25 protein-coding genes are annotated in these 20,688 nt (G+C 62.3%); 13 read left to right on the plus strand and 12 right to left on the minus strand.

The features are described from left to right. The 3 genes from V6766_RS20945 to V6766_RS20955 all read left to right on the plus strand — a co-directional run. A partial coding sequence (locus tag V6766_RS20945) for an EF-Tu C-terminal domain-related protein (RefSeq protein ID WP_448469928.1) occupies positions 1-113 on the plus strand: 113 nt, incomplete at its 5' end. A gap of 143 nt (positions 114-256) precedes the next feature. Beyond that, the gene (locus tag V6766_RS20950; protein WP_448469834.1) at positions 257-628 is read left to right on the plus strand and encodes a hypothetical protein; all 372 of its coding nucleotides are present in this window, start codon (positions 257-259) and stop codon (positions 626-628) included. After that, positions 625-813, plus strand: a complete 189-nt coding sequence (locus V6766_RS20955) for a helix-turn-helix transcriptional regulator (RefSeq protein WP_448469836.1) — start codon at positions 625-627, stop codon at positions 811-813. The genes V6766_RS20950 and V6766_RS20955 overlap by 4 nt, the downstream gene beginning before the upstream one ends. 22 nt (positions 814-835) lie before the next feature. Here the strand turns inward: V6766_RS20955 and V6766_RS20960 are convergent, their stop codons facing one another. Together V6766_RS20960 and V6766_RS20965 are read right to left on the minus strand one after the other, a co-directional pair. Continuing rightward, positions 836-1,213 (minus strand): VOC family protein, encoded by a 378-nt coding sequence (locus V6766_RS20960; protein ID WP_448469838.1) that lies wholly within the window; start codon positions 1,211-1,213, stop codon positions 836-838. 4 nt (positions 1,214-1,217) lie between these two features. After that, a complete protein-coding gene (locus V6766_RS20965) occupies positions 1,218-2,144 on the minus strand; it encodes an AEC family transporter (protein ID WP_448469840.1) in 927 nt (308 codons plus the stop codon). A gap of 105 nt (positions 2,145-2,249) precedes the next feature. On the opposite strand from V6766_RS20965, the gene V6766_RS20970 reads away from it, so the two are divergent. Then, entirely contained in the window at positions 2,250-2,423 is a 174-nt protein-coding gene (locus V6766_RS20970) for a hypothetical protein (RefSeq protein WP_448469842.1), read from the plus strand. Positions 2,424-2,427: 4 nt separating this feature from the next. Here the strand turns inward: V6766_RS20970 and ruvX are convergent, their stop codons facing one another. Beyond that, entirely contained in the window at positions 2,428-2,904 is a 477-nt protein-coding gene (gene ruvX / locus V6766_RS20975) for a Holliday junction resolvase RuvX (RefSeq protein ID WP_448469844.1), read from the minus strand. A gap of 111 nt (positions 2,905-3,015) precedes the next feature. Here ruvX and V6766_RS20980 point away from each other — a divergent pair, with 111 nt between their 5' ends. From V6766_RS20980 to V6766_RS20995, 4 genes are all read left to right on the plus strand, one after another. Next, positions 3,016-3,720, plus strand: coding sequence for a metal-dependent hydrolase (locus V6766_RS20980; RefSeq protein WP_448469846.1), 705 nt, complete (start codon positions 3,016-3,018; stop codon positions 3,718-3,720). Between the two features lie 72 nt (positions 3,721-3,792). After that, a complete protein-coding gene (gatC, locus tag V6766_RS20985; protein WP_448469848.1) occupies positions 3,793-4,080 on the plus strand; it encodes an Asp-tRNA(Asn)/Glu-tRNA(Gln) amidotransferase subunit GatC in 288 nt (95 codons plus the stop codon). A 42-nt stretch (positions 4,081-4,122) separates the two neighbouring features. Beyond that, the gene (gene gatA, locus V6766_RS20990) at positions 4,123-5,604 is read left to right on the plus strand and encodes an Asp-tRNA(Asn)/Glu-tRNA(Gln) amidotransferase subunit GatA (RefSeq protein WP_448469854.1); all 1,482 of its coding nucleotides are present in this window, start codon (positions 4,123-4,125) and stop codon (positions 5,602-5,604) included. A gap of 16 nt (positions 5,605-5,620) precedes the next feature. Further along, positions 5,621-5,992: a hypothetical protein gene (locus V6766_RS20995; RefSeq protein ID WP_448469856.1), complete on the plus strand. Its 372-nt coding sequence runs from the start codon at positions 5,621-5,623 to the stop codon at positions 5,990-5,992. Between the two features lie 21 nt (positions 5,993-6,013). On the opposite strand, the gene V6766_RS21000 is transcribed toward V6766_RS20995, so the two are convergent. After that, on the minus strand, positions 6,014-6,262 hold the full coding sequence (locus tag V6766_RS21000) for a BrnA antitoxin family protein (RefSeq protein WP_448469858.1): 249 nt from the start codon (positions 6,260-6,262) through the stop codon (positions 6,014-6,016). Then, the gene (locus V6766_RS21005) at positions 6,237-6,620 is read right to left on the minus strand and encodes a BrnT family toxin (RefSeq protein ID WP_448469860.1); all 384 of its coding nucleotides are present in this window, start codon (positions 6,618-6,620) and stop codon (positions 6,237-6,239) included. The genes V6766_RS21000 and V6766_RS21005 overlap by 26 nt, the downstream gene beginning before the upstream one ends. Before the next feature lie 46 nt (positions 6,621-6,666). On the opposite strand from V6766_RS21005, the gene V6766_RS21010 reads away from it, so the two are divergent. Further along, positions 6,667-7,461 (plus strand): M23 family metallopeptidase, encoded by a 795-nt coding sequence (locus tag V6766_RS21010; RefSeq protein ID WP_448469862.1) that lies wholly within the window; start codon positions 6,667-6,669, stop codon positions 7,459-7,461. Positions 7,462-7,515: 54 nt separating this feature from the next. Here V6766_RS21010 and V6766_RS21015 read toward each other — a convergent pair whose 3' ends face one another. The 4 genes from V6766_RS21015 to V6766_RS21030 all read right to left on the minus strand — a co-directional run bounded on the left by V6766_RS21015 (position 7,516) and on the right by V6766_RS21030 (position 11,722). Then, on the minus strand, positions 7,516-8,289 hold the full coding sequence (locus tag V6766_RS21015) for an IclR family transcriptional regulator (RefSeq protein WP_230720847.1): 774 nt from the start codon (positions 8,287-8,289) through the stop codon (positions 7,516-7,518). A 66-nt stretch (positions 8,290-8,355) separates the two neighbouring features. Next, the gene (locus tag V6766_RS21020) at positions 8,356-9,717 is read right to left on the minus strand and encodes a TRAP transporter large permease (protein WP_448469864.1); all 1,362 of its coding nucleotides are present in this window, start codon (positions 9,715-9,717) and stop codon (positions 8,356-8,358) included. Between the two features lie 9 nt (positions 9,718-9,726). Next, on the minus strand, positions 9,727-10,395 hold the full coding sequence (locus tag V6766_RS21025; protein ID WP_448469866.1) for a TRAP transporter small permease: 669 nt from the start codon (positions 10,393-10,395) through the stop codon (positions 9,727-9,729). A 91-nt stretch (positions 10,396-10,486) separates the two neighbouring features. Beyond that, the gene (locus V6766_RS21030; RefSeq protein ID WP_448469868.1) at positions 10,487-11,722 is read right to left on the minus strand and encodes a TRAP transporter substrate-binding protein; all 1,236 of its coding nucleotides are present in this window, start codon (positions 11,720-11,722) and stop codon (positions 10,487-10,489) included. Between the two features lie 117 nt (positions 11,723-11,839). Between V6766_RS21030 and V6766_RS21035 the strand changes: the two genes are divergently transcribed. From V6766_RS21035 to V6766_RS21050, 4 genes are all read left to right on the plus strand, one after another. Next, positions 11,840-13,456, plus strand: coding sequence for a GMC family oxidoreductase (locus tag V6766_RS21035; RefSeq protein ID WP_448469870.1), 1,617 nt, complete (start codon positions 11,840-11,842; stop codon positions 13,454-13,456). Between the two features lie 32 nt (positions 13,457-13,488). Then, on the plus strand, positions 13,489-15,264 hold the full coding sequence (xsc, locus tag V6766_RS21040; RefSeq protein WP_448469872.1) for a sulfoacetaldehyde acetyltransferase: 1,776 nt from the start codon (positions 13,489-13,491) through the stop codon (positions 15,262-15,264). A 148-nt stretch (positions 15,265-15,412) separates the two neighbouring features. Then, complete coding sequence (gene pta, locus V6766_RS21045) at positions 15,413-16,417, plus strand: phosphate acetyltransferase (RefSeq protein ID WP_448469874.1); 1,005 nt, start codon at positions 15,413-15,415, stop codon at positions 16,415-16,417. A 53-nt stretch (positions 16,418-16,470) separates the two neighbouring features. Then, positions 16,471-17,232 carry a sulfite exporter TauE/SafE family protein gene (locus V6766_RS21050; RefSeq protein ID WP_448469876.1) on the plus strand — a complete coding sequence of 254 codons (762 nt, stop codon included), beginning with the start codon at positions 16,471-16,473 and terminating at the stop codon, positions 17,230-17,232. Here V6766_RS21050 and V6766_RS21055 read toward each other — a convergent pair. From V6766_RS21055 to V6766_RS21065, 3 genes are all read right to left on the minus strand, one after another. Further along, entirely contained in the window at positions 17,229-18,299 is a 1,071-nt protein-coding gene (locus V6766_RS21055; protein ID WP_448469878.1) for a glycosyltransferase family 10 domain-containing protein, read from the minus strand. The two genes, V6766_RS21050 and V6766_RS21055, sit on opposite strands and share 4 nt — an antisense overlap. Positions 18,300-18,331: 32 nt before the next feature. Then, a complete protein-coding gene (gene greA / locus V6766_RS21060) occupies positions 18,332-18,808 on the minus strand; it encodes a transcription elongation factor GreA (protein WP_448428085.1) in 477 nt (158 codons plus the stop codon). Between the two features lie 278 nt (positions 18,809-19,086). Beyond that, the gene (locus V6766_RS21065) at positions 19,087-20,610 is read right to left on the minus strand and encodes an MFS transporter (protein WP_448469880.1); all 1,524 of its coding nucleotides are present in this window, start codon (positions 20,608-20,610) and stop codon (positions 19,087-19,089) included. Positions 20,611-20,688 lie beyond the last annotated feature (78 nt).

Consider the following 20,688-nt stretch of genomic DNA (forward strand, 5'->3'; position numbering starts at 1 on the left):
CGGTTGACGTCGAGCTGATCGTTCCGATCGCGATGGAAGAAAAGCTGCGCTTCGCCATCCGCGAAGGCGGCCGCACCGTCGGCGCCGGCATCGTCGCCTCGATCATCAAGTAAGACTTGATCGAACGAAATTTGAAAGCCCCGCCGGAGCGATCCGGCGGGGCTTTTTTATTGGCGCGATTACAATCCATGGAAAGTGAGCTTGACATCGGGAATGCTCAACTTCAATGTAAAGCAAGCTTTACAGGAGGTGCGCTATGAGAAAATATCTTGGTGTGATGTTCGCAGGCCTCGCGGCATATATGCTGACGCTCTTGCTCGCCCAACGGCTTCTGGCAGGTGGCGTCGAGCCCGATTGGTTGCGCATCTCCCTCTCGATCGCGCCCATGCTGCCGGCGGCGGGGATATGCTGGATCGTGTTTCGTTCGATCGCCAGGCTCGATGAAATGCAGCGCAAATTGCAGCTGGAGGCGCTGTCGCTCGCGTTCGCGGGCACGGCGCTGATCACCTTCGGCTATGGGTTTCTGGAAGGCATTGGCCTGCCGCGGCTTTCAATGTTCGTCGTCTGGCCGCTGATGGCGGTGCTTTGGGTGGCCGGTCTGGTGGTCGGGCGGATACGCTATCGATGAACAACCGTATTCAGGATCTGCGGCGCGCCCGCGGCTGGTCGCAGGCGGATCTGGCCACGCGGCTCGATGTGTCCCGCCAGACCGTCAACGCGCTTGAACGCGGACGTTACGATCCGAGCCTGCCGCTCGCCTTTGCGATCGCGCGCCTGTTCGAACTGGCAATCGAGGACATATTCCTGCCTTAGGAACTCCTGGCCCGCAGCAGCGCTACATCGGCTCCCCAACCTCGACAATGTGTCCGTCCGGATCATAGCAGCGAAACACCTTCTGCCCCCAGGCCTGGGCTTCGATCGGGTGGATCAGCTCGGTTTCCTGCGCCATCCGCGCTACCGTCGTCTCCAGTTCGTCGGTCTCGAAATAGAGCACGAGATTGCCGCGGCCGTAGCGACTTCGATCGCCGGCAGGCGCGCCGAACATGATCGCCTCCAGCGCCGGGCCGGTATGGAGCGCTAGTCCGTTTTCCAGTTGGACGAAATCGCCGTGGTCCTGCGCGATCGTCTGGCCGAGCAGATCGCAATAGAAGGCGAGCGACCGTTTCATGTCGGAAACGAAGACGAGCGTATTGATGAAGACCGGCCTTGCCATGGTCTCAGCCGCCGCCCACGAGCAGCAGGGCGACCGGCAGCGTGATGATCGATACCACCGTTTGCACGGTGACGACGGCGGAATAGAGCCGGGCGTCGCCACCGAGCTGGCGGGCGAGCACATAGCCGTTCATGGCGGTGGGAACGCTGGCGCCGAGCACCATGACGGTGAGCGTCATGCCGGTGATGCCGAAGGCCGTGGCAAGCGCATAGGTGACCAGCGGAAACAGGATCAGCTTCAGCGCCGTCGGCAGCAGCACCATCGGCTTGGGCTTCAGCGCGTCGGCAATCACCAGCCCCGCGCCGACCAGAAGTAGGCCCATGCCGAGCGCCGCGCGGGCAAGCAGATCGAGGGCGGCATAAAGCGGATCGTAGATCGGTATGCCCAAGACATTGATGATGATCGAGACGAGGGCGGCGATAATCATCGGATTGGTGACGACATTGCGCACCATGACCCTGATGTCGGTCTTTTCCTCCGAAAACGAGACCAGCACGAGAACATTGATGATGTTGAGCGGCACGATCGTCGCCGTCATCATCAGCGAGATCACAGCCATGCCCTCAAGGCCGGCAAACTTGTCGGCGATCGCGAGCGCCACAAAGGCGTTCCAGCGGGTTGTCGTCTGGAACACCGAGGTGAAGGCCGGCCGGCTGAGGCCGGTGCGCCTCAGGATGGGCCAGAGCGCGATTGAAAGCGCGGTTATCGCGGCAACGGCCAGAAGCGCGACCCAGCCGATGCTGCCGGCGTCGAGCGAGGAGAAATCCGCCCGCGCCAGCGTGGTGACCAGCAATGCCGGAAACAGCACATAATAGCCGAGCTGGTTGAGGCCGGACCAGAATGCCTCGCTGAACAGCGGAACGCGCTTCAGCACCGCGCCGAAGGCGATGACGAGGAAGATCGGCAGGACGCTTTCAAAAATGAGGAGCATGCGGTTTTCCGGCTGTGAGTTGCGCTTCGGTTAACTTTGGCGAGGATCATTGCTTGCCAGATGGCTGCGGTTTCTGCCAGAGATAAGACGCAAAGGATAAAACAAATGCAGGAAGTCCGCTTGCGGCGTTATCAGGTGGCGATACTGGGCGTGTGTCTCGCATGCCTGCCGGTGGAACTCGCCGTCAGCGGCGCGATCCTGCTGGCGATCGCTTTCGTGGATTACATGTTCGATCCCCACCGCATGCTGCGCGGCGATCTGGAGCCGATGCAGGAATAGAAGGTCATTGCTGCCGGCCGATGGCTGCCATGCGGTCGAGCGCGCCTTGCAGGATAAACGAGGCGGCCGCCGAATCGATCCGCCCGGCGCGTTTCTGGCGCGAGACATCCATTTCCAGCAGCGCGCGCTCTGCCGCCACCGTCGACAGCCTCTCGTCCCAGAAGCAGAACGGCAGATCGGTCTTCTGCTCCATGCTGCGCACGAAGGCTCGGGTCGCCTGCACGCGCGGCCCGGCGCTACCGTCCATGTTCATCGGCAGGCCGATGACGAAACCGGCGATGCGCTCCTTTTCGGCAAAGGCGAGCAGCGTTTCGGCGTCTCGGGTGAACTTGGTCCGCTTCAGCACCGGCCGCGGCGTGGCGAACCGCCGCGAGAGGTCGGAAACGGCAAGGCCGATGGTCTTGGTGCCGAGATCGAGCCCGGCAATGGCTGTGGCGGGGGCAAGCGCTGCGGCCAGCTCTTCAATCGTTTGCACTGTCATCGATTTTTCTTGGGTTTTTCTTCGCGCCTTTTGCCACGCTTTGATGGAAAATGGCGCGCTATCGCATTAGGTGTTGGGGAACACTTAACGCCAGCAAGGAGGAAAAGCAAAATGAAGCTGACCTGGCTCGGGCATTCCGCGTTTCGTCTGGAAACCGCGAAGGCAACCATTCTCATTGACCCGTTCCTGAGCGGCAACCCGTCGTTCAAGGGCCTTGATCGCGAGGCCGCGGTCAAGGGCGTCACCCATATCTTGCTCACCCACGGCCACGGCGACCACCTCGGTGATACGGTGCCGATCGCCAAGGAGACGGGCGCGACCGTGCTTGCGAATGCGGACCTTGCCGCCTGGCTCGGCAAGCAGGGCGTGGAAAAGCTGGAGGCCGGCAATACCGGCGGCACGATCGATTTCGGAAGCTTCACCGTCACCTTCACCAACGCGCTGCATTCCTCCGCCTTCATCACCGAGGACGGCGTTTCCCATGCACTCGGCAATCCCAACGGGCTGATGCTGCATATCGATGACGAGCCGACGACCTATCACATGGGCGATACTGACATCTTCGCCGACATGGCGCTGATCAACGAGTTGCATGCCCCGCAGGTGGGGCTGGTGCCGGTCGGCGACCGGTTCACCATGGGCGGCGCGGTGGCGGCGCTTGCCTGCCAGCGCTATTTCAACTTCGAGACGGTGCTGCCGATCCATTACGGCACGTTCCCGATCATCGACCAGACGCCGGAGTCCTTTGTGACCGGCATGGCCTCGGGGCCGACGGAAGTGCTGACGCCGAAACCGGGCGAAACGGTAGAACTCTGATCAATTGCCCCGTTGCGAAGGGCGGTCACGCCCTTTATAGCGTCAGGGACAGATTAGAACCGGAGAGCTTTCATGTCCGTAGACACCGCGACCGTAAAACGTGTTGCCAAGCTGGCCCGCATCGCCGTCGATGATGAGGCGGCCGAGCGCATGACCGGCGAGCTGAACGCGATCCTCGGTTTCGTCGAACAGCTTGGCGAGGTCAATGTCGACGGCGTCGAGCCGATGACCTCGGTCATGCCGATGGCGATGAAGAAGCGCGAAGATGTCGTCACCGACGGCGACAAGGCCGACGACATCGTCGCCAACGCGCCCGAAACCGAGCGCAATTTCTTCCTGGTGCCCAAGGTCGTCGAATAGACGCCCGAAGCCTCTCCCAGCGACCGCAACAAAGTGACGCACATGACCGAACTGACAAGCCTGACCATTGCCGAGGCCCGCGACAAGCTCAAGGGCAAGGAAATCACCGCGACCGAGCTCACCGCTTCCTATCTGAAGGCGATCGACGAGCACAATGCCGCGTTCAACGCCTATGTCGCGGTCACCCATGAACAGGCGACAGCGATGGCCAAGGCCTCCGACCTGAAGCTCTCGCAGGGCACGGCCGGCGCGCTGGAAGGCATTCCGCTCGGGGTCAAGGATCTGTTCGGCACGCGCGATGTCCATACCCAGGCGGCATCCCACATTCTCGACGGGTTCAAGCCGAAATATGAATCGACCGTGACCCGGAACCTCTGGGATGACGGCGCGGTGATGCTCGGCAAGCTCAACATGGACGAGTTCGCCATGGGCTCCTCCAATGAGACATCCCATTACGGACCGGTGATCAATCCGTGGAAGGCGAAAGGCTCAAACATGGATCTGGTGCCGGGCGGCTCGTCCGGCGGTTCGGCGGCGGCTGTCGCGGCGCATCTGTGCGCGGGCGCGACGGCGACCGATACCGGCGGCTCGATCCGCCAACCGGCGGCGTTTACCGGTACTGTCGGAATCAAGCCCACCTATGGCCGCTGCTCGCGCTGGGGCGTGGTGGCGTTTGCCTCCTCGCTCGATCAGGCCGGTCCGATCGCGCGCGATGTTCGCGATGCGGCGATCCTGCTGAAATCCATGGCGAGCGTCGATGCCAAGGACACGACCTCGGTCGATCTGCCGGTCCCGGATTACGAGGCCGCCATCGGCCAGTCGGTCAAAGGCATGAAGATCGGCATTCCGAGGGAATATCGCGTTGACGGCATGCCCGAGGAGATCGAGAAGCTCTGGCAGCAGGGCATCGCCATCCTGAAGGATGCCGGCGCCGAGATCGTCGATATCTCGCTGCCGCACACCAAATACGCGCTGCCCGCCTATTACATCGTCGCGCCCGCCGAGGCCTCTTCCAACCTCGCCCGCTATGACGGCGTCCGATACGGGCTGCGCGTGGACGGCAAGGACATTGCCGACATGTATGAAAAGACGCGCGCCGAAGGCTTCGGCAAGGAGGTGCAGCGCCGCATCATGATCGGCACCTATGTGCTCTCCGCCGGCTATTACGACGCCTATTACCTGAAGGCCCAGAAGGTGCGCACGCTGATCAAGCGCGACTTCGAAAACGTGTTCGCCGACGGCATCGACACCATTCTGACGCCGGCCACGCCATCGGCCGCCTTCGGCATCGCCGATCAGGATATGGCCAACGATCCGGTGAAGATGTATCTCAACGACATCTTCACGGTCACGGTCAACATGGCCGGTCTTCCCGGCATCTCGGTGCCCGCTGGCCTCAACCCCAAGGGCCTCCCCCTCGGCCTCCAGCTCATCGGCAAGCCGTTCGAAGAAGAGACGCTCTTCCGCACCGCCGCCGTGATGGAACAGTCAGCGGGCAGGTTCACGCCGGAGAAGTGGTGGTAGGAAAAGGGAGCCGGGAATGGAAGCTGACTACAACGAGATCATCGAACGTATTCGCCAGCTTCCGCCCGGAACTGTCATTCCGAAGCCTGAGGCGCGCAGCCCGTTCATGGTTAAAGGAATAGGAACGCGAAGAGGCGAGGACGCCCTCGTGTACTATATTCCAAATAACAAAGGCGGACGTCCTCACCAGAAGGGCGTAACCTTCACGGAGTTTTCCAAGGCATTTGCCGAACTCACCCGCAGTGGAATGCTAACCCATGCTTGGGCCAACGCACACATACCTGAATGCGTCAGCAACGACTCTTGTAATTTCACTACGATCGGTGGCATTTTCTCGCTACTCGGCCACGCCCGATACGATCGGCGGGGTGTTTACGTGACAACGTGATGAGAGCCGTACTACGGCCGGCTACTTCTCCTGCGTCCTCATATAGGCCTTCAAAACCGCGTTGATGCGGGTCTGATAGCCTTTCCCCTGTGATCTGAACCACTCCAGAACGTCGCTGTCGAGACGCATCGTGATCTGTGTCTTGGCGACCGGCTCGACAAGCCTTGCTTCACGGAAGAAGGTCTCGTCCAGTTCCGGAATGTCGCTGTAGTCGATATCGTCGTCGTCACGTTCGGCAAGGGTCTTAAGCTTTGCGTTCGATGGCGTCATTGAATAGAGCCCTTTCTCTTCTGTTGGCGCGCCGCGCTGAAATCAGACGGGTGCGTCCGTTCCTACCCGTGTGCACCACCAAGATAATCAGCAGGTTTTCGATCGAGCCTATGCTTGTGAAGCGGGCTTCTCCGTATTCGAAGCGGTCGTCGCGTTTCGTCAGCACCGGCCCTTCGAATATCCGGCAGGCGTCTTCGAAGCTGATGCCGTGCTTCTCCAGATTTCTTTGGCTTTTGGCGCGGTCCCATTCAAACTCCATACGCCAAGTGTAGTTACAATTGTATTGTCCATCAATGGCGATTTCGTGACATTCCTGCGGCATCATTTTCCTGCCGGAACCGGGTGTCATTTCCGCCATATTCCAAGGGCTCTTGCCGGCCGACAACTGATTTGGAAGGCAAGGTTTGAAAACGTTTCCCCTGGTGATGCTGGCAGGCCTCGTCGCGCTGTCGGCCTGTACGCCTGCGCTCTCGCCGCAGAACGAGGCCGCCGCGATCGATCATTTCGTGAGCCCGCTGGAGGGCAAGTCGGAGGCCGACGGTGCTGCCGGTCCCGATGACCGGCTGCGGCTGTCCTATGCTGCGGACAAGCCCGCCCAGTCATTGACGGCGGCCTCGAAGGCGCTCGACATGGTGCTCCAGCTCGGCAGCAACAAGATCAGCGTCTATCGCTACCGCGATCCGGAAAGCGGGCAGGCCGGCTATTTCGATGGCGACGGCAACCGGCTGGGACAGTATCTGTTGCGCAATCCGGTACCGGATGGCCGGGCGACCTCCGGTTTCGGTCCGCGCCATCATCCGGTGCTCGGCTATTCGCGCATGCATGCGGGCGCGGACTGGGCGGCCCCGGTCGGCACCCCGATCTATGCCGCGGCCGACGGCACGGTCTCCTTTGCCGGCTCCCATGGCGGCGATGGCAAGATGATCGAGATCGATCACGGGCACAGCTACAAGACCAGCTACAGCCACCAGAGCAAGTTTGCCGCGGGCGTGGCGGCGGGCAGCCACGTGGAGCAGGGCCAGTTGATCGGCTATGTCGGCAAGACCGGCCTCGTCACCGGCGCGCATCTGCATTACGAGGTTTCGATCAACGGTCGCAAGGTCGATCCGCGAAAGGTACATTTCATCCGCGAGGGCAAGCTTGAGGGCACGGCGCTGGCCAAATTCAAGGACTATGTGAACGGAGGCGAAGACGCCTGAAGACACTTCGGAGTGTCGGCGGAGGCCTGCACGCGTGAACGACCTGCCTCGGCCTCACTCCGCCGGGCTGGTGATCAGTGCCGAGAGCTTTGCCGAAGCCTCGTTCAAGAGGCCGACATGGCCGATTGCCTCTTCCAGTGACAGGCGCTGCAAGGGGGCGTGGAAGGAAAGCGACGAGACCAGGCGGCCGAAGGCGTCGCGGATCGGCACGGCGACGGCGATCATGCCGTCCATGAATTCCTCGTTGTCGGTGGAATAGCCGTTCTTGCGGATGCGCTGGATTTCGGCCATGACCGCCTCGGGCGTCGTCATGGTGTTGGCCGCGCGCGGCGTCAGTTCGGCCGCGTTCAGATAGCCTTTCAGATGCTTGTCATCGAGCGAACTCAGATAGATCTTGCCGGCGGAGGTGCAGTAGAACGGCACCCGCGAGCCCACCGGAAGCTGGATCCTCAGCGGCCATTTGGTCTCCACGCGCTCCAGATAGATCATCGCGTCGCGGTCCGGTAGCGAGATGTTGCAGGTCTCGTTGATCTGTTCGGCAAGCGCCGTCAGGATCGCCTGACGGGCGGTGCGGATCCTCAGTGACGACATGATGCCGGCCGACATGATCCGGAGCCGGCTGCCGGGCGAATAGCCCCGGCCGTCGATCTCGCGCTGGATGAAGCCCTCGGCCTCAAGCGTCGAGAAAAGCCTGTGAATGGTCGGTTTCGGCAGGCCCAGTGCCTGGTTGACCTCCGTCGGCGTGACCGGCGCGCCCGCTTCGGCGAGCGCCTCCAGCACCATCAGCAGGCGAAGGTTGGTCGGTATCTGGCCGGTTTGATCGTCCACGGGTTGCCACCGTTCACATTGGTCATTTCGGTTTGTCCGGGAACGGCATCGCCACTCCCGGCGGCATTATCTGTTCGGCAGTAGCATTGTGGAAAGCGAAGGCACAAGCGCCACCAGTATCCACACGGCGATAAGCGCCAGGATATAGGGATAGATATAGCGCAATATCCTGAAATAGGAGACGCCGGTCACGCCCGATGCCACATAAAGGTTCAGCCCGTAGGGCGGCGTGATGAAGCCGATCGAGGCGCCGACCAGGAAGATCACCGCGAACTGGATCGGATCAACGCCGATCGAGGCCGCGATCGGCGCCAGGATCGGGGCCATGATGATCGTGGTCGGCAGGCTTTCCAGCACCATGCCGGTGATGAAGACGATCGCCATCGCGGTGAACAGCACCGGATAGTAACCGCCCATGGAGCGCACGAAACCGCCGATCGCGTCTTCCGCGCCCATGACCGACAGGATCTGCTGCATCACGACCGAGATTGCGATCAGCGGGGCCAGAATGCCGGTGATCTGGGCCGAACGCAGCGTGATCTTCGGAATATCGATCGGGCTGAAGCCGCGCACCACCAGCATTTCACCATAGCTGCGTTCGCTCGGCGGGCGGTCCTCGCTGGGCGAACCCATCATCTTGTGCAGCGGCAGGCTGATGAAGCCAACGACGACGCAGAACGCGACCGTGACGGCGGCGGCCTCCGTCGGCGAGAACTTGCCGGTATAGATGCCCCACAGCACGATGCCGATGGCGAAGAAGCCGAGCCAGGAGCCGAGGCCGGTCTTGAAGACCCGGGACGGCTGCAGCCGGATCAGATGGCCCCAGCCATTGATCGAGCAGATGACCCAGCAGAACGCCATCATCGCTAGGCCCATCAATATGCCGGGAATGATGCCGGCGACGAACAGTTCGGAGATCGGCAGGTTCATCAGGAAGCCGTAGACGATGAAGATGATCGACGGCGGAATGATGATGCCGAGCGTGCCGCCGGCCGCGGCCGTCGCCGCCGAGAACCGCTCGTCATAGCCGCCCTTCTTCATTTCCGGGTGCAGCATGGAGCCGATCGTGGCGGTGGTTGCCGAGTTGGAGCCGGAGATCGCCGCAAACAGTCCGCAGGCCCCGATCGCGGCCATGGCCAGACCGCCGCGCAGCCACCCGAGGCACGCATAGGCGAAGTCCGACATGCGCCGCGCGATGCCCGACTGGTTGATCAGGTCGCCGGTGAGGATGAACAGCGGCATGGCAAGCAGCGCGAAGCCATCGGTGAAGACGTCGGAAAGCGCGGAGCCGAGATTGTCGAGCGGCAGGCCGAGCAGCAGGCTCATGCCGATGACCCAGATGCCGATGACCAGCAACACGGGCACGCCGAGCAGGAATACGCCGGTTGCGCCAAGCGAGATAAGGGTGATCCAGAGAGAATCGGACATAAAGGCTCCTCAGTCGCCGAATTGGGTCGTGGCGGAAATCAGCGGCGCGCCGTCCCGGTAGTTCTGGTAGTCGATCGCCAGATTTTCGAAGGCGCGTCCGGCCATCAGCAGAAAGCTGACCGGAACGGAGGTGAGAAGCCACCATTGCAGCACATTGTCGGTGCCGAGCAGGATCTGGAAATTGGCGGCGGAGTTGAACACCACCCGCGTCGAGGTGACGATGACCACCCAGGAGAATACCAGCCAGAGTGCCGCGTCCAGCACGAGGCAGGCGAACTGCCCGGCGCGCGGCATCATGGCGCGGAACTCTGCGAAACTCAGATGGTTGCGGAACTTCATGTTATAGGCGCAGCCTGCCCAGGTCATGAACAGGAACAGGAACGGGGGCAGGGTGGTCGACCACGGCTCCTGAACGGAAAAGACGAAGCGGCGGAAGACTTCCACCGAGAGAATGGTGGCGATCAGGAGGTAGGACCAGATCATCACCGTCTTTTCGAGATGCCGTTCGAGGAAGGGCAGGCGGGCGTAGATAAACGCCACCAGCAGGCCGCCCACAATCGTCACAACCAGACCAACGAGCCATGCGCCATCGGAGCGCATCGCCTCGCTGATCGTCCAAGAATCCCAGCTTCCGATCGCCGTGACGATCGACCAGGCTTCGCCAAACAACGAATCCAAGGTCATTCTCCTCCCAAAATGCGGGCATGATTACCGACAGCCGGCATTCCTCCTCGAAATGCCGGCCGCAATCTTGTTTTAGCGGGTCAGGTCAGCTCTTCCACCAGCGGCGCGGCTCGACGTTTTCCGGCTTCATGTCGGCCGGCACCTGCCGCGCGATGGCGCTGATCTCGGCATAGGTGTCGATGCCGCCGGCCCAGTTGTTGAGGCGCTCGCGCCACTGTTCCCACGGTTCCGGATTGTATTCCGGCGAGCACATTTCTTCCGCCATCTTGATCTGGTCGTCGGCAAGGAAGGCCGGGCGGACATTGTTGTCGGCAAACACCGTATTGGGAAGCTGTGGATCGGAGAAGCCGACCGTCTTCACAAGTGCGGCCTCGTTCGCGCCCTGGATCACTGCCTGCGTGAAGTAGGACGATTCCATCACCGCGTCCTGCACTTCCGGCTCGAAACTGTCGAACACCTTGGCATTCATCGAGGTGTGCTCGGTGCCGCAGAAGAATTTCAGGTCCACCGACTGCGAGACCACCGGCGCCATATTGGCATAGGCCACGGCCGAGGCCCAGGTTTCCGCGCCGTCGATAAGGCCCTGCTTCAGCCCGTCCAGCGTCTCCTCCCAGGCGATCGGAACTGGGTTGAGGTTCAGAAGCTGCATCGCGATGCGGCCGAGCTGGGTGCCGGTGACCCGGTTCTTGGTGCCGAACAGTTCCTCGAGCTTGGTGATCGTCGGCTTGTCGGAATATTTCAGGCCGAGCTGGATGCCGCGCAACTCGCAATGGGTGAACAGGAATTTCAGCCCGTGGCGCTTTTCCAGCGGGTCGCGCAGGATGCGCTGGGATTCGGGGCTGTAGAAGAAGTGATACTGCGAGGCCCGGCCCGGGAACATGTAGGCGTAGTCGAGCACGTTCAGATAGGGTGCGCCGCCGGCCGAGTTCTGGGTCGAGGCGGTGTAGATATCGACAATGCCGAGCTGGGTCTTTTCGACGCAGTTGAGCTGGCCGCAGATCTGGTTGTCGCCGATGAACTCGACGCGAACCAGCCCGTTGGTGCGTTCTTCCAGGTCGCGGGCAAATTCCAGGCAGCCGACGCGTTCGATCAGCGTGTTCTGGGCATTAAAGCCGGCCGCGCCGTATTTCAGCGTGTATTTCGGCTCGTTGCCGAAGCGTTTTTCGTATGTAGATTCAACGGCCTTTGCCAGACTCGGTAGTGTGACGACCCCCGCCATCGAGCTTGCCGCCAGCAGCGTCGAGCTCAATCCGAAACGTCCCGATAATTTGAAAAGATCGCGGCGCGATATGTTGCGCAGCTTCTCATCCAGTCCCGACATTTTCTTCCCTCCCTATGAAAAAATGAGACTTGCGGTATCGAAATCAATCATATATCGAATGCCCTTGCAAGATACTTTCGTCGCTTCGGCGGCAAATTCAGGGCTTGAGGGGGGCTCATGGAGCGGCTGGAAGCAGATTATGTGATCGTCGGCGCGGGTTCCGCCGGCTGCGTCATCGCCAACCGGCTGAGCGCCGATCCGAATGTCAGCGTCGTGCTGCTGGAGGCGGGGCCGGCGGATCGCAATCCGTGGATTCACATTCCGGTCGGCTATTTCAAGACCATGCACAACCCAACGGTTGACTGGTGCTACAAGACCGAACCGGACCCCGGCCTCAACGGCCGCTCGCTCGACTGGCCGCGCGGCAAGGTGCTCGGCGGCTCCTCCTCCCTCAACGGGCTGCTTTATGTGCGCGGCCAGTCGAGCGACTACGACCGCTGGGCGCAGATGGGCAATCGTGGCTGGAGTTGGGAGGATGTGCTGCCGTTGTTCAAGCGCTCGGAAAACCAGGAGCGCGGGGCCGACGAATTTCATGGCGCCGATGGCGAGCTCTCGGTCTCCAACATGCGGCTGCAGCGCCCGATCTGCGATGCCTGGGTGGCGGCCGCCACCGCGGCGGGCTACCCCTTCAACCCGGATTATAACGGCGAGACCCAGGAGGGCGTCGGCTATTTTCAGCTCACCGCCCGCAAGGGCCGGCGCTGCAGCGCCGCCGTCGCCTTTCTCAACCCGGTCAAGAGCCGCCCCAACCTTAAGATCGTCACCGGCGCGCTGGTGAAGAAGGTCGAGATCGAGAATGGCCGCGCCACCGGCGTCAGCTATCTGGCGCATGGCAGAAGCGATGCGCTGGTGACCTGCCGGCGCGAGGTGATCCTGTCGTCGGGCACGATCAACTCGCCGCAACTGCTGATGCTGTCGGGCATCGGCGACGGCGCGCAGCTGAAGGACAATGGCATCGAGGTCGTCCATCACGCGCCGGATGTCGGGCGCAATCTGCAGGATCATCTCCAGGCCCGCCTGGTGTTCAAATGCAACGAGCCGACGCTGAACGACGAGGTCCGCTCGCTGTTCAATCAGGCGCGGATCGCGCTGAAATATGCGATGTTCCGGGCCGGGCCGATGGCCATGGCGGCAAGCCTTGCCACCGGCTTCATGCGCACTGGCGATCATGTGGAGACGCCAGATATCCAGTTCCATGTTCAACCGTGGTCGGCCGACAGTCCCGGCGAAGGCGTGCATCCGTTTTCCGCCTTTACCATGTCGGTCTGCCAGCTCAGGCCGGAAAGCCGCGGCCAGATCGTGCTCAACGGGCCGGACCCGCGAACCTACCCCAAGATCTTCGCAAACTATCTCTCCACGGAGACAGATCGGCGCACGATCGTTGAGGGCGTCAGGATCGCCCGGAAGATTGCCCGTCACGCGCCGCTCAAGTCGAAGATCTCCGAGGAGTTCCGGCCGTCCGCCGATCTTGGCATGGATGATTACGAGGGCACGCTCGATTGGGCGCGCCACTACACCGCCTCGATCTATCATCCGACCGGCACGTGCCGAATGGGGCAGGACGAGCGCGCGGTTGTCGACGAGCGTCTGCGGGTGCGCGGCATTGCAGGCCTTCGCGTTGCCGATTGTTCCATCATGCCGGAGATTGTTTCCGGCAATACCAACGCGCCGGCGATCATGATCGGCGAGAAATGCAGCGATCTCGTGCGTGAGGACAACCGCCGGACCGCCTGACACCGAATATAATTTCGTAGAGGAGACCACCCATGAAAATGACCACCGAAGAGGCTTTCGTCAAAGTTCTTCAGATGCATGGCATCGAGCACGCGTTCGGGATCATCGGTTCGGCGATGATGCCGATTTCCGACCTGTTTCCGCAGGCCGGCATAGAGTTCTGGGACTGTGCCCATGAATGCAATGCCGGGATGATGGCCGACGGCTACAGCCGCGCTTCCGGCAAGATGTCGATGGTCGTTGCCCAGAACGGGCCGGGCATCACCTCGCTGGTAACCCCGGTCAAGACCGCCTACTGGAACCACACGCCGCTTCTGGTGGTCACCCCGCAGGCCGCTAACAAGACCATGGGGCAGGGCGGCTTCCAGGAAGTGGAACAGATGGCGCTGTTCAAGGACATGGTCGCCTATCAGGAAGAAGTGCGCGACGCCTCACGCATCGCCGAGGTGCTGAACCGCGTGATCCTGAAGGCCAAGCGCGCCTGTGGCCCGGCGCAGATCAACATTCCGCGCGATTTCTGGACCCAGGTCATCGATATCGAACTGCCGGCCATCGTCGAGTTCGAACGTCCCTCCGGCGGTGAACAGGCGATCGACCGTGCAGCGAAACTCCTCGGCGAAGCCAAATTCCCCGTGATCCTCAACGGCGCGGGCGTCGTTCTCGGCGGCGCGATCGAAGCCTCGAAGGCGCTTGCCGAACGGCTCGGTGCACCGGTCTGCGTCGGCTACCAGCATAATGATGCCTTCCCCGGCAACCATCCGCTGTTTGCCGGTCCGCTCGGCTATAACGGCTCCAAGGCCGGTATGGAACTGATCGCCAAGGCAGACGTCGTTCTGGCGCTCGGCACCCGCTTGAACCCGTTCTCCACACTGCCTGGTTACGGCATCGATTACTGGCCGAAGGATGCCGCGATCATTCAGGTCGACATCAACCCGGACCGGATCGGTCTCACCAAGCCGGTCACGGTCGGCATCGTCGGCGATTCGAAGAAGGTTGCTACAAGCATTCTGGAAAAGCTCGCCGACAATGCGGGCGATATTGATCGCGACGACCGCAAGGCGCTGATCGCCAAGACCAAATCGGCCTGGGCGCAGGAACTGACCTCGCTCGACCACGAGGAAGACGACGAGGGCACCACCTGGAACGAACGCGCCCGCGCCCGCGAGCCGGAGCGGATGAGCCCGCGCATGGCATGGCGCGCGATCCAGAAGACGCTGCCGAAGAATGCGATCATTACCTCCGATATCGGCAATAACTGCGCGATCGGCAATGCCTACCCGACCTTTGAGGAAGGCCGCAAGTATCTGGCTCCCGGCCTGTTCGGCCCCTGCGGTTACGGCTTTCCGGCGATCGTCGGCGCCAAGATCGGCCAGCCGGATACGCCGGTCGTCGGTTTTGCCGGCGACGGCGCCTTCGGCATCTCCATGAACGAGATGGTGTCGCTGAAGCGCGACAACTGGCCGGCGATCACCATGGTGATCTTCCGCAACTATCAGTGGGGCGCCGAAAAGCGGAATACCACGCTGTGGTTTGACGACAATTTCGTGGGCACCGAACTCTCGCTCGATGTCCGCTATGCCGATATCGCCAAGGCCTGCGGCGTCGAAGGCGTGCAGGTGACGTCGATGGACCAGCTTTCCGCGGAGCTCGACAAGGCCGTCGAACGCCAGATGAAGGAAAAGAAGACGACCTTCATCGAGGTGGTGCTTAACCAGGAACTCGGCGAGCCCTTCCGCCGGGATGCCATGAAGAAGCCGGTCTCGGTCGCCGGCATCAACCGGGCGGACATGCGCAAACAGGCCGTGTGAGCCGCCGCGCGTCGCGGAGCGGGGAGGCCGCGCCTTCCCGCTTTGGCGGCTGAAAATGAGGCAGGGAGCGATCTTGCCAATCGCCCCTGAAATGCTTTTTATGGGCTCGTCGTCCCGATCAGCGCAATCAGACCCGCAGGGTGAGAACATGAACCAGCTAGAGAAGATTTTCGCCAACGCAAAGCGGCTGAAGAAGACGATCATTCTGCCGGAATCGAATGACCGGCGCGTGCTGGAGGCAGCCTGCAAGGCGGCCGAGATGGGCATCGCCCGTATCATTCTGGTCGGCGTAAAGGCCGACATCGACAAGCTCTGCGCCGAGATCGGCATAACCTGCCCTGAAGCCATAGAGGTGGTTTCCCCGGAAAGCTCGCCCCTCCTTCCCGAACTCTCGAAGCTCTATTTCACGCTGCGTAAGCACAAGGGCGTCACCGAGGAGGATGCCGAAAAGGCGGCGCGCAACCCTTATGTTTTCGCGGCCCTGATGGTGAAGGCCGGGCATGCGGACGGCACGGTCTCCGGCGCGGCATGTTCGACCGCCGATGTGGTTCGCACCGCGATCCAGGTGATCGGCGCGGCGCCCGGTACCCGACTTGTCTCCAGCTTCTTCCTGATGATGCTGGAGGCCGACCACCATGCCAAGAAGGGCGCCTTTCTGTTTTCCGATTGCGGGCTGGTCATCGATCCGGATGCCGCCGAACTCAGCAAGATCGCAATCGCCGCCGCCGGTTCCTACACGATGTTGACCGGCGATACGCCGCGCGTGGCCATGCTGTCGTTCGCCACCCGCGGCAGCGCCTCCCATCCCATGGTCGACAAGGTCGAGCAGGCCGTGAAGCTGGTGCGGCTCAACCGCCCGGATCTCGCGGTCGACGGCGCGCTGCAATTCGATGCCGCCTTCGTTCCCGAGATCGCCAAATCCAAGGGGGCGGGCGAACCGCTCGGCGGGGAAGCCAATATCTTCATCTTTCCCGATCTCCAGGCCGGCAATATCGGCTACAAGATCGCCCAGCGCATCGGCGGCGCGTCGGCTATCGGGCCGGTGCTGCAGGGGCTGGACAAGCCGGCCAATGATCTCTCGCGCGGCTGTTCGGCTGAGGACGTGCTCGACATGATCGCGGTGACCGCCTGCCAGGCGGGCGCGCAGAAATGAGACGCGCGACCACGCGCGGCGTCGCCCCTCATCCCGGCATAAGGTGAGGGCGCATGCCCGACCTTGCCATCTCCTTTCCGGTGTTCGCCGGCTTTGCCGCCTGTCTGGCGATGGGCGCCTTCCTGCGCGGGCTGGCCGGCTTCGGCATGGCGCTGGTTGCAATGCCGTTTCTGGTGATCTTGGTGCCGCCGGCTGATGCCGTGCTTGCCGTGCTGGTGGTGCAGATCACGCTGACTCTGATCGATTTGCCGGAATGCATCGGCCATGCCGATCGCCGCGCCGTCGGCCTGCTGACGCTCGCCGCCCTTTTCGGGACGCCGGTGGGGCTGCTGTTCATATCCGTCGTGCCGCTCTGGCTGGCGCAGATCGTGATCGGCACGATCACGGCCGGGGCTGCCGCGGCGCTGTTCTTCAGGTTCTCACTCGGGCCCCGGCCGGGCGCGGTCTCCACCACGGCGGTCGGGTTTTTCGCCGGTCTGTTCAGCGGGCTTGCCGCAGCGCCCGGTCCGCCGGTCGTGGCCTATTTTCTGGCGCGCGAGGTGCCGGCGCGGACCAAGCGGGCCTCGATGATCATCCTGTTCGCGATTCTGGCGGTGTTCGCGCTGGCGACGGCGGCCTTCAAGGGCGCGCTTCACCTTCACGTCGTTCTGCTCGGACTTTTTTCCGCGCCGCTCTGCGCCGGCGGCTCCGCGCTCGGCGCTTATTTCTTCCGGCGCGGGTCCGAGACCAGCTATCGCAATGTGGCGCTTCTGGCGATGGTGTGCTCAGCGTTGTTCGCTATCGTACTTGGTACATCGGCCTGGTTGCGAATTTAACCCGCCTTGGGGCTGCTCCAGTCCGGCGAACGCAGGTTGGCAATACGGTTCTTGAGTTGCAAGCCGGTGCGGAAGGCGAAATCGATGATGCCCGAGACCGGGGCGGCCTTGCGCGCGGCGCGCTGGCTGCCGATCGCGGTGACAGGGGGGACGTAACGCACCGGCTTGTCGCTGCGCACGATCCCCGCGATCAGCGCAAACAGATTGTAGTCCTCGATCACGCGACGCTTGGCCTCGATGATCGCCGGCAGACGCTTCTCATATTCGTTGGAGGCGATGGCCGCTCGCATGATCTCGACGGCTTCGGCCGGTTTGCGGATGTCGACCGGGATGACGCTGTCTTCGGGGAAGTAATCGAACACATTGGGCGCGCCGAAATAGAAGGGCAGCGAAAGGCCGAGAAACGGGTCCGATAGCTTCTCGGTGATGTGGTGCGGGGCGACGTGGTTCTCGATCGCCAGATGATAGCGGAACCTGTCGATGGCTTCGGCCTTGTCATCCATAGGCCGGCGGCCATGCCCGAAAACCTGAAGTTCCGGCAGGTGTTTGGCGGCATATTCCGTGAAATCATAGCGCAGCCGGTGAAGCGTATGGCTTTGGCGCTTGCTGGAGCAGACGGTCGCGATCGTTTCGGTCTTTTCGGGGACGCGGTTAATGATCTTGTCGACGGGCAGATAGCGGTGATGGTCCTCGTCCATGCCGTAGTACCAGATCAGTCCAGCCTGGTGCCAGATACGGTCGGGGTGGCGCAGCGCCACCGGTTCCTGGCTGGTCAGGACATGGCCGAATTGGCGCACGAAAGACCGGCCGTAAACCTTGACGCCGCTTGGCTCCGAGGTGATCAGCACCGTGTTTTCAGGCGGGCAGGCAAGCGGCTCCTCATTCATGCCGACAAAGCGGGGCAGGTCGTCATAGACGACCAGCCAGTCGTAGTTCCTGGCCTCGATGTCGAAAATGAAGTCGAGGTCTTTGCGCGCGGCCCAGCCCGTCGGCAATTGCCGGGCGAACCGGGGGTTGCCCGGCAAGTCCGGCGGAGAGCGGCTTAGGAATTTGACTTTGGTCGCCATGGCGGATCATTCCATGCGAGACGTCCTTGGTATTACTTCCAGATGACTTCCAGAATCTCGTAGGCGCGGGCGCCGCCCGGCGCATTCACCTCGATCGAATCGCCGACTTCCTTGCCGATCAGGGCGCGCGAGATCGGGGACGAAATCGAGATGCGGCCTTCCTTCACATCGGCTTCGAGATCGCCGACGATCTGGTAGACTTTTTCTTCCTCGGTGTCCTCGTCGACGAGCTTGACCGTCGCGCCAAAGCGAACCTTGTCGCCCGACATCTTGGCGGGATCGAAGATCTCCGCGCGCGTGGTCACGTCCTCGAGCTCGCTGATGCGGCCCTCATTGTAGCTCTGGGCTTCCTTGGCGGCGTGGTATTCGGCGTTTTCGGAAAGGTCGCCATGGGCGCGCGCTTCCGCGATTGCCTGGATGATCCGGGGACGTTCCTCCTGCTGGCGCCAGCGCAGCTCCTCGCTGAGCTTGGCAGCCCCGACCTTCGTCATCGGTACTTTTTCGACCATATTACTGTCCTTTGGTCTGTCGTTCGACGCGGCAGAGACGGGCTCCGTCGCGTCCGTGCATGTTCTTCGTTTTCGTGGGGCGAACAGCCGTTCACTTGGGAAGTTCCCGGCCGATTTGCAACACAAAAAGAAACAGGTTCCGAAGCGTGACCCCGGAACCAGTTTCATAGCTAACGGGCCTTATAACAGATGCGGCGGCGCGAATTCCAGACAAATCGTCTCACCCATCCAGCCACGGTGATCGGGAGCGGCGCGGCCGGGGCTGTGGCAGAGACGCTTCAGTGCCCTTCCACCGGACGCGGTGGCTCTTTGCGATAGACCCTGTTTGCGGAAAATGACAGGGCGAGCAAGGCGAGCAGCGCAACGAGCGCGCAGGCGGCGAAGCTTGCGCAATAGGCATCGCGCGCAGCAGTGAGCCAGGGGGCATCGTTGACGCCCAGCTCACGGGCGGCATCTACCGCGCCGGCAAGCGTCTGGCCGGTGTCGAAGGCGGCGGATGGCGGCAGGGCGGAGAGGTCAACGGGCCGCATGGCGAAGCGGTAGATCACGGTCGCGAGGCTTCCCAGCAGGCCGACGCCGAGCGCGCCGCCGAACTCGGCGCAGGTTTCCGACATCGCCGAGGCGACCCCGCCGCGCTCCGGCGCCGCCGAGCCGATGATCAGCCCGGTCGTGGTCAGGATCGCGGGAATGAAGCCGAGGCCCATAACGACATTGGCGATCAGCATGCCGGCCAGGCTCTGATACCATGCGGCAAGACCGATGGCCGCCGCGCCGACGGCGTTGATCGCAAGCCCCGTGACGACCGTCGGGATTGGCCCGAGGCGGTTCGTCACTCGCCAGGCCTGTAGCGACATCACGGTGAAGAATACGCCGGGCAGGGCGCTCCAGAACGCCGCCTCCAGCGGGCTCATGCCCAGCACGAGCTGGAAGAACTGGGCCTGCAGCAGGAAGATCGAGAACATGAAGAACACGACCGCCATATTGACCAGCATAGAGACCGTAAAGGCCGGACGGCGGAACAGCCTGAGGTCGATCAGCGGCTCGGCAATCCGGTTCTGCCGCCGGACGAACAGAACGCCGAAGGCAATTCCCGCGGCCACCGGCAGCAGATCGGTCGCGTGAAAGCCGTGGGCGGCGATCTGCTTGAAGCCGTAGATCACCGGCAGCACGGTCGCCAGCGACAGGAAAACGCTCGTCAGATCGAGCCGGGGGCTCTCGCCTGAACGGTATTCCGGCAGCAGAAAGGGACCGCTTGCCAGAAGCGCCAGCATGATCGGCACGTTGACCAGAAACACCGAGCCCCAGTGAAAGAAATGAAGCAGCACCCCGCCGATCAGCGGGCCGACGAGGCCGCCGAGCGCAAAGGCCGTGCCCCACACGCCGATCGCGCGGTTGCGTTCGCTCTCGTCGCGAAACATGTTCATGATCAAGGACAGCGTCGAGGGCGCGACCGTGGCGCCGGCAATGCCCAGCAGCGCGCGGGCGAAGATCAGCATGCCCGCCGTCTGGGCCATGGCGGCGAGGATCGAGGTCAGGGCGAAGGCCGCCGCGCCGATCAGGAGAAGCTTGCGCCGGCCGATCCGGTCGCCGAGCGCACCCATGGTCACCAGGAAACCCGCGACCATGAAGCCGTAGATATCGTTCATCCACAGAAGCTGCGGCGCGGATGGCTCCAGTTCGCGCACGATCGAGGGAATGGCGAGGAACAGCACCGAAAGGTCCATCGAATAGACCAGACAGGCGACAGAGAGGACCACGAGGCCCACCCATTCGCGGCGGGTCGCCTTGGCGGCTACAGTCATGATTCATGCTCCGGATTCGGACTGGGCACGGTGTATCCGCGTTGCCGCGAATCGCCGACGCATACTATTACTCTGTTT

It is taken from the genome of Martelella sp. AMO21009 (assembly GCF_053484295.1).

Excerpts from the sequence above, each read along its gene's own strand:
- V6766_RS21005 (WP_448469860.1), bottom strand. The coding sequence starts at position 6,620 with ATGGCGGAAATGACACCCGGTTCCGGCAGGAAAATGATGCCGCAGGAA.
- pta (WP_448469874.1), top strand. The coding sequence starts at position 15,413 with ATGAACCAGCTAGAGAAGATTTTCGCCAACGCAAAGCGGCTGAAGAAG.
- V6766_RS20960 (WP_448469838.1), bottom strand. The coding sequence starts at position 1,213 with ATGGCAAGGCCGGTCTTCATCAATACGCTCGTCTTCGTTTCCGACATG.
- V6766_RS21035 (WP_448469870.1), top strand. The coding sequence starts at position 11,840 with ATGGAGCGGCTGGAAGCAGATTATGTGATCGTCGGCGCGGGTTCCGCC.
- gatA (WP_448469854.1), top strand. The coding sequence starts at position 4,123 with ATGACCGAACTGACAAGCCTGACCATTGCCGAGGCCCGCGACAAGCTC.
- V6766_RS21055 (WP_448469878.1), bottom strand. The coding sequence starts at position 18,299 with ATGGCGACCAAAGTCAAATTCCTAAGCCGCTCTCCGCCGGACTTGCCG.
- V6766_RS20965 (WP_448469840.1), bottom strand. The coding sequence starts at position 2,144 with ATGCTCCTCATTTTTGAAAGCGTCCTGCCGATCTTCCTCGTCATCGCC.
- xsc (WP_448469872.1), top strand. The coding sequence starts at position 13,489 with ATGAAAATGACCACCGAAGAGGCTTTCGTCAAAGTTCTTCAGATGCAT.
- V6766_RS20955 (WP_448469836.1), top strand. The coding sequence starts at position 625 with ATGAACAACCGTATTCAGGATCTGCGGCGCGCCCGCGGCTGGTCGCAG.
- ruvX (WP_448469844.1), bottom strand. The coding sequence starts at position 2,904 with ATGACAGTGCAAACGATTGAAGAGCTGGCCGCAGCGCTTGCCCCCGCC.
- greA (WP_448428085.1), bottom strand. The coding sequence starts at position 18,808 with ATGGTCGAAAAAGTACCGATGACGAAGGTCGGGGCTGCCAAGCTCAGC.
- V6766_RS20995 (WP_448469856.1), top strand. The coding sequence starts at position 5,621 with ATGGAAGCTGACTACAACGAGATCATCGAACGTATTCGCCAGCTTCCG.
- V6766_RS21050 (WP_448469876.1), top strand. The coding sequence starts at position 16,471 with ATGCCCGACCTTGCCATCTCCTTTCCGGTGTTCGCCGGCTTTGCCGCC.
- V6766_RS21000 (WP_448469858.1), bottom strand. The coding sequence starts at position 6,262 with ATGACGCCATCGAACGCAAAGCTTAAGACCCTTGCCGAACGTGACGAC.
- V6766_RS21030 (WP_448469868.1), bottom strand. The coding sequence starts at position 11,722 with ATGTCGGGACTGGATGAGAAGCTGCGCAACATATCGCGCCGCGATCTT.
- V6766_RS20980 (WP_448469846.1), top strand. The coding sequence starts at position 3,016 with ATGAAGCTGACCTGGCTCGGGCATTCCGCGTTTCGTCTGGAAACCGCG.
- V6766_RS21020 (WP_448469864.1), bottom strand. The coding sequence starts at position 9,717 with ATGTCCGATTCTCTCTGGATCACCCTTATCTCGCTTGGCGCAACCGGC.
- gatC (WP_448469848.1), top strand. The coding sequence starts at position 3,793 with ATGTCCGTAGACACCGCGACCGTAAAACGTGTTGCCAAGCTGGCCCGC.
- V6766_RS20950 (WP_448469834.1), top strand. The coding sequence starts at position 257 with ATGAGAAAATATCTTGGTGTGATGTTCGCAGGCCTCGCGGCATATATG.
- V6766_RS20970 (WP_448469842.1), top strand. The coding sequence starts at position 2,250 with ATGCAGGAAGTCCGCTTGCGGCGTTATCAGGTGGCGATACTGGGCGTG.
- V6766_RS21065 (WP_448469880.1), bottom strand. The coding sequence starts at position 20,610 with ATGACTGTAGCCGCCAAGGCGACCCGCCGCGAATGGGTGGGCCTCGTG.